The sequence below is a fragment of the Halobacillus sp. BBL2006 genome (genome assembly GCF_000786645.1).
Taxonomy (GTDB): Bacteria; Bacillota; Bacilli; order Bacillales; family Halobacillaceae; genus Halobacillus.
This window is the reverse complement of the sequence record NZ_JRNX01000404.1, coordinates 1-5,957: the sequence shown is the minus strand read 5'-3', so window position 1 is coordinate 5,957 and position 5,957 is coordinate 1. Positions and strand designations below refer to the sequence as shown.

Below are 5,957 nucleotides of genomic sequence, written 5' to 3'. Positions count from 1 at the left end.
GATAAATGACGCAAGTCGTCATCCGTGAGCGGTGGCAAGGCAGCTTCTAAAATTTCATAAATCACCGTCGGTCGAAAATCCTTTGACAGCTTAGGACTTCGCAGCTGGATCAAGAGCTTGATCAAGTCTTCATACGCCTCCATTGTTTCAAATCCGAACACGTATTTATTCACAAGCGCCATGTACTCTTTATTTGTCTGAACAACTTCTCCACCGTCTGCGATCCGGTTCTCAAGTTCCATTCGTGAAAAAGGAACCTTTTCACCCTTTTCCATTTTATAAAGCTCAAAACCCCGCCCAATTCGACGGTTGTCCGTGAGCGCAAATCCCCACGACTTCAGCGGCTTGTGGCGTTTTGCCTGCAAGCCGATGCCTGTAGTGACGTACTGCCCGGTGTCCTCCCGCTCATATTCAATAAAAAGGTAACCCGTCCGCTCATCACGATTGACAACTTCCTTTTCTCCAAGCAGGTAGTCTTCCATCTTTCGTGCTTTTGAGCCAAATGGATCCAGCCGGTCAGGAGTCTTCTTTCCGTCAAGAAGCACCGGAAGAAAGCTCTGCATCGTTACTGATTTCCCAGAACCGTTGCTCCCTCGCAGCAACAGTTTCCCATCAGAGAAATCAAACACTTCATAATCGTAGTACCAGAAATTCAGTAATCCGGCACGGCGCATTTTCCATTTATTCGTTTTCTCTGGCATCAGACACCCTCCTTTTCTCTAAATAGTCTGCGGGGTAATGGCCAATCAGACGACCGAATGCCGGCTGGATGACAAACATCCCTGATTCTTCGGGATAACCTAGCTCCCAGTTCTCGAGTGCTTCGGTCACGGAAGAGACAAGCGATGAGACCGGAGCTTGCCGAAACGTTTTACTGAAACCATGTCCCGCTTCTTTTTGGACTTGTTTCATCCATTCTTCCAGTTCCATTGATGTCATCCGGATTTCCCCAAGTTCATTGATTTCATAAGATTCTAAGTTCTCACGCAATTTTGCGGAGAGATGAAGGAGTACCGTTGTCACCCCTTTTTGATCAGGAAAAAGGGTTAAGCGCTGACGTCGTTCATCCATCACGAGCATCGCTGCGTTCTTAAATACTTCAAGACGATATGGGCTGTGCATCTCGATATCATCCGACAAGCGGCTGCGGAAATTGCGGATATAGGCAAAATCAGGGTCCTCCTTTTCTTTGCGATAGACGACCGGCGAGAAGAACAATTTTCGATACACGCGCTTCCGTCGCGCGTCCGATGAATGACGACTCCATTCACTTTGCAGAATCTCATCAGTCGTTTGATACTGGAACAATTGTTCAGGATAATTACGCATGAAATACCGCGCATACACCGTCACTTCATACAGCACTTCATATTCCTCGTCCTTATGAAACTCATCAATCTCTCCGTCCACTACTTTCAAAATTCCGAGTTCGACAAGCTTCCGCATCGCGCGAATCAGCGATTTTCGATGGGAGTACACCGTCCAGTCAAGCTCCATCTCCCCAGGATACAACTCCTTAATCTCTTCACAGATGTGGGATAACAGAAACTGATCATCCACCGAACGGCTCTCCGTAAATGCAAGACCGCAGCAGAACAAAGCATAGTCAATTGGCTCTGAAAAGTCCTGCATCCCCATCCAAACTCTGGATTCGACCGGAATTTTTTCAAGCTTGATGAAATGCTGGTGAACGATCAGGTCAAAACCGAACTTATCCACCACATACCGCTTCAGCACATGTTCACGCTCACGGATGGTCTGGTAGACCTCTGGATCTTCTGCCCGGAGGATCCAAAAGTTTTCAAATAAAATTATCAAGGCTTCGGAAGCCTTCTCATCAAACCCCTGCCGTTCCATGGAACACCTCTCCTTCCTTTGCCTTAATCGTACGGTCCAGGAAATGAAAGACTGCCACGGGCATATACATGACACCATCTGTTGACCTTAGCACGGTTTTGCGTTTCTCATCGAGCTCCACCTTAACACGCTCTCCAGTATTCGTCTTAACCACATGATCTTTTCGCGCCATCGCTTTTCCAATCCATGAAAGAAACAGCTTCCTCACATAGGCTTCCACTTCAGACAGATCTTCGGTATCGATTCGACCTTCCTTAATATATTGTTCCACCATATCCTTTTCGAGCTTGCGACGCTCTTCGTGTTCCTTTCTCACCTGCTCTTTTTCCTTCGTGTGATCGACGATAGCTCCAGCCTTTGTCCGCTCGGTGTAACCTTGAATGCGCGGACGAGTTTCATGGCTCATTGCTTCTTCTTCCCATACATCCGTATAAATATCATCTGTCGGCACATGGTCGGTATGTAAATGCTTCGTATGAAATAAACCGAATGCCACCGCCGATAAATGATGCGCCTCACTCACGTCTTCCATGCTTTCGAACCACTTGGCGAGGTGGAGGTAGTCCTTTTTTCGACTGTAAAAATGCTGATGCCGCTCACTCAGCCGCTGCATCACGCGCGTAATCCGGCGGATCGACTCATTCGTACGCTCCTCTAATAGCTCATACTCACTCTCATGCGCAGCATCACCCAGGAACCATGACTGAAGCGACCTCCATTTTTCCTGATTTTCCTCATGAGAAGCCTCCTGAACCTTTTCCTCAAACCGGAACGCTTTCTCCTGATGTTCCGCCACCTTATGAAAAAACGGAGATAGCCGCTCAACCGTCAACCGTTTAAGCATCGACTGGATTAAATAGGATGTCTGCTGCATACCAACAATGAAATCCCGTAAGTAGGTTGTAAACTGATCTTTATAGGCAAGAAACGCTTCCGTCTGCATTTTCTCCTCCGCCTTTTCACTATTTAAGTACGCCAAATAATCCGCAGTATTTTTCGTAATCGATCGAAAAAACGTCGTCACATCCTCCAAACGCTGGGCACACTCCTCTGTCTTCTCTTCAGTCTTCAAGGCGTCCTCTACTTTTTCAAGAGCCTGAAGCAACCTCTCAAACTGCGTCCGTTCCAGCGACCCACCAAATGTCTCCCCGTGCCCCTCCATTTCAATAAGCATTCTCTCAAACTCCACCGTATAAGGGGAACACTGATAGCGGAACCGTTTTTTCTTAAATTCATCCACCGTCCGCACCTTACCGACTTCCTGGCGCGCAATAATATTCCCCCACTTTACTAACGGTTCCAAATCCGTGTGCAGCTGGTCCATCGTATAATCCGAAAATTCCTCGCGCTTCTTTAAGTGTACAAAAATATCTACGGGATATATGAATTCGCGCATGCGCTCGTGCTGGGTATAAAAATAGCGGAGAATCGCCCGATAAGTAGACGCTTTATCCGCTGTTAAATACGTAGCCTCTGTCACCTTCTTAAAAACCGTCATTTTTCGCGCTCCTTCCACATGGTTCTTCTTAATTCTATTGTACTAGAATTCCACAAAGAAACACCAGACCAACTCACTGCTAAAAAGTGGAGGTCTGGTGCCTTTGTTTAGTTAAAAAAATTCTAGTATGCTTTGAACAATGAGGAGATGGAAAACTTCTCCTTCAAGCTTTCGTTTTAAAATCAAACTTAATCTTATAATCTTGATCGAGCGTTAAAGCTGTACTAAACGTTTTCTTTCCTTTAAATCCTTTTAACACCTTCGTACGCTTCTTCTCACACAACGTTTTAATCATATTCTTCGTTAACGTTTTTCCCGCTAATCGCTTCGGAAAAGTCACTTTACATCCTTCTTTATAAGCGGAGCATGCGTAGAATTTGTAACGATCCATGATCACACCCGTAGGACAAGCAGGACACTTGGCGATCGGTTCATTCCAGCTTTTTTTCTCTCCCGTGCTTCGAACGTGGACCTTTTGAATCGATTCAGGCGTTTCCTGAATGAGCTTATCAATAAACTGACGCGTCTGTTTGATAAACATCTGCTTTGAACCTTCACCGCTGCCGATTTTCTTTAAATACGCTTCCCATTTCGCGGTCATGGACGGACTCGATAAAAGCGTTCCTTCAATCGCTTCACAAAGCATGATCCCTTTAGCTGTGATCGAGACATTGTTTTTCTTCACTTCAATATAGTTCTGTGCTTTAATCGTTTCAATAATACTAGAGCGGGTCGCTTCTGTTCCAAGACCTTCAACTTCTTTTAGGATTTCCACATCTTCTTCATCATCCACGAGCTTCCCGCACGTTTTCATCATGTTAATAAGCTGCCCTTCCGTATACGGCTTCGGCGGCTGCGTCATGCTTTCTTTAATATGAAGCTTTGCACCAACCTCTTCTCCATTTCGGACTTCTGGCAGTAAGACTTCTTTGTCCTGCTTAGCTTTAGACGGCTTTGGAAACAGCTCTTTCCAACCGCGGTCCACTTCTCGTTTCCCGGTAGATTTAAACGGTAAATCGTGGACATGTGTGAAAATGGTTGTCTCTTCATACACGTAGTCCCCGTGGAACATTGCAAGCGTCGTAGCTAGAACTTCTCTATAAATATTTTGTTCATCCCGGCTCAGCCCATTCAGCTTCTTCTGGCTGGGAACTGATTTTGTCGGAATGATCGCATAGTGTTCTTGGACTTTACTATTGTTCACATACCGCTTATTTGGTTTTAAGGACACAGGTGAAAAGGATACATTCATCGTTTCCTGGTACTGGTTCAAATTTTTCACTAAGTAGGCAAACTCATTTTCTGTTATAAAATTACAGTCTGTTCTCGGATAGGAGACTAAACGCTTTTCATAGAGTTTTTGCATCGTCTTTAAGACTTGTGACGGTGTGTATTTCCAGCGTCTGTTCGCCACACTCTGCAAGGTAGACAGCGAATGAAGCTTCGGTGACTTCATGTGCTTCGTCTTTTTATCTATCTTTTGAACAATCCCCGTTAAGGGCTCGTTTTCCTTCAGTCCATGCTTGTCCATTAATGCTTGCACTTTCGCTTTATCTTTTTCTTTAATCTTCGCAAGTCCTTTATAGGAGCCCTTTTCCGCTTGGAACAGGCCTTCAATCTGGTAAAAGGGCTCGGAGACGAAGTTTTCAATTTCTTTGTGACGCTGGTAGATCAAGTACACAGTCGGAGACTGCACGCGACCGATTGACAAGTGGTTGTTGAACCCTTTCTTCTGCAAATGCAGCGTAAACAGGCGGCTTGCATTAATCCCGACCATCCAATCACTGATTTGACGTGCTTTCGCTTCATCAAACATCCGCAGGTCCCTGTCGTTATTTTGTAAACTCTTAAACCCTTTACGCACTTCATCTTTCTCAAGAGAATTGATCCACAAGCGTTGAACGGGCTTTCCTTTTACACCGGTTAAACGGAGAATGCTGTAAAAAATATTCGAGCCTTCGCGGTCGACATCGGCCGCATTCACGATCACGTCCGCTTGCTGAAAAAGCTTTTTGACCGCCTGAAACTGCTCCCATTTTCCTTTCGACACTTTCTCAAGAAAACGATCTGGAACAATCGGCAGCTGCTCAAGCTTCCAACGCTTCCACTCTGGTTTATAGTCATGCGGTTCTTTTAATTCAACCAGATGGCCGACTCCCCATGTAATCGTTGCGCCATCCGGGAAGGTTTCATCCGGCTTTAATTGAATGTACGTTTTTGTTTTTTCCTGAATCGTAAAAGCCTCTGCATAAGCTTTTGCCTGAGAGGGTTTTTCGGCTAAGATGACCACTCTAGTCATGGTCTCCCACTCCCTTCAATAGACCCCAAGATTACTATGAGATGAGTAGGAAAGCAAGGGGGACGAGAGGAAACTATTAGAACTTAGAAAAGTAATTAAACTGGGATTCTAAAAAGTAGTTTTTATCCATAGAAAAACACCTCCAAGTGTCATCGATAAGACAACATTGAAGGTGTTAAATAGAGAGAGTCTTACTCCCTACCCAATCACAGCGGGTAATGGGGTTAATTCCGTTTACGATCTTATCTGTACTGTTTTCTCCGCACCCACATCGTCGCCGCCCACTTTTCCCCTACAGTAACC

General features: G+C 45.3%; 3 protein-coding genes and 1 pseudogene. All 4 read right to left on the bottom strand.

Annotated features, from left to right (window positions below; genetic code table 11):
- Positions 1-701 (bottom strand): annotated as a pseudogene (locus tag LD39_RS12335) (TIGR02680 family protein); the annotation flags it as partial.
- Positions 682-1,857, bottom strand: coding sequence for a TIGR02678 family protein (locus LD39_RS12330; protein WP_035546995.1), 1,176 nt, complete (start codon positions 1,855-1,857; stop codon positions 682-684). The gene LD39_RS12330 and the pseudogene LD39_RS12335, both read right to left, overlap by 20 nt.
- Entirely contained in the window at positions 1,838-3,355 is a 1,518-nt protein-coding gene (locus LD39_RS12325; protein ID WP_052158849.1) for a TIGR02677 family protein, read from the bottom strand. The genes LD39_RS12330 and LD39_RS12325 overlap by 20 nt, the downstream gene beginning before the upstream one ends.
- 163 nt (positions 3,356-3,518) lie before the next feature.
- A complete protein-coding gene (locus tag LD39_RS12320) occupies positions 3,519-5,654 on the bottom strand; it encodes a type IA DNA topoisomerase (RefSeq protein ID WP_035546994.1) in 2,136 nt (711 codons plus the stop codon).
- Positions 5,655-5,957: the final 303 nt, after the last annotated feature.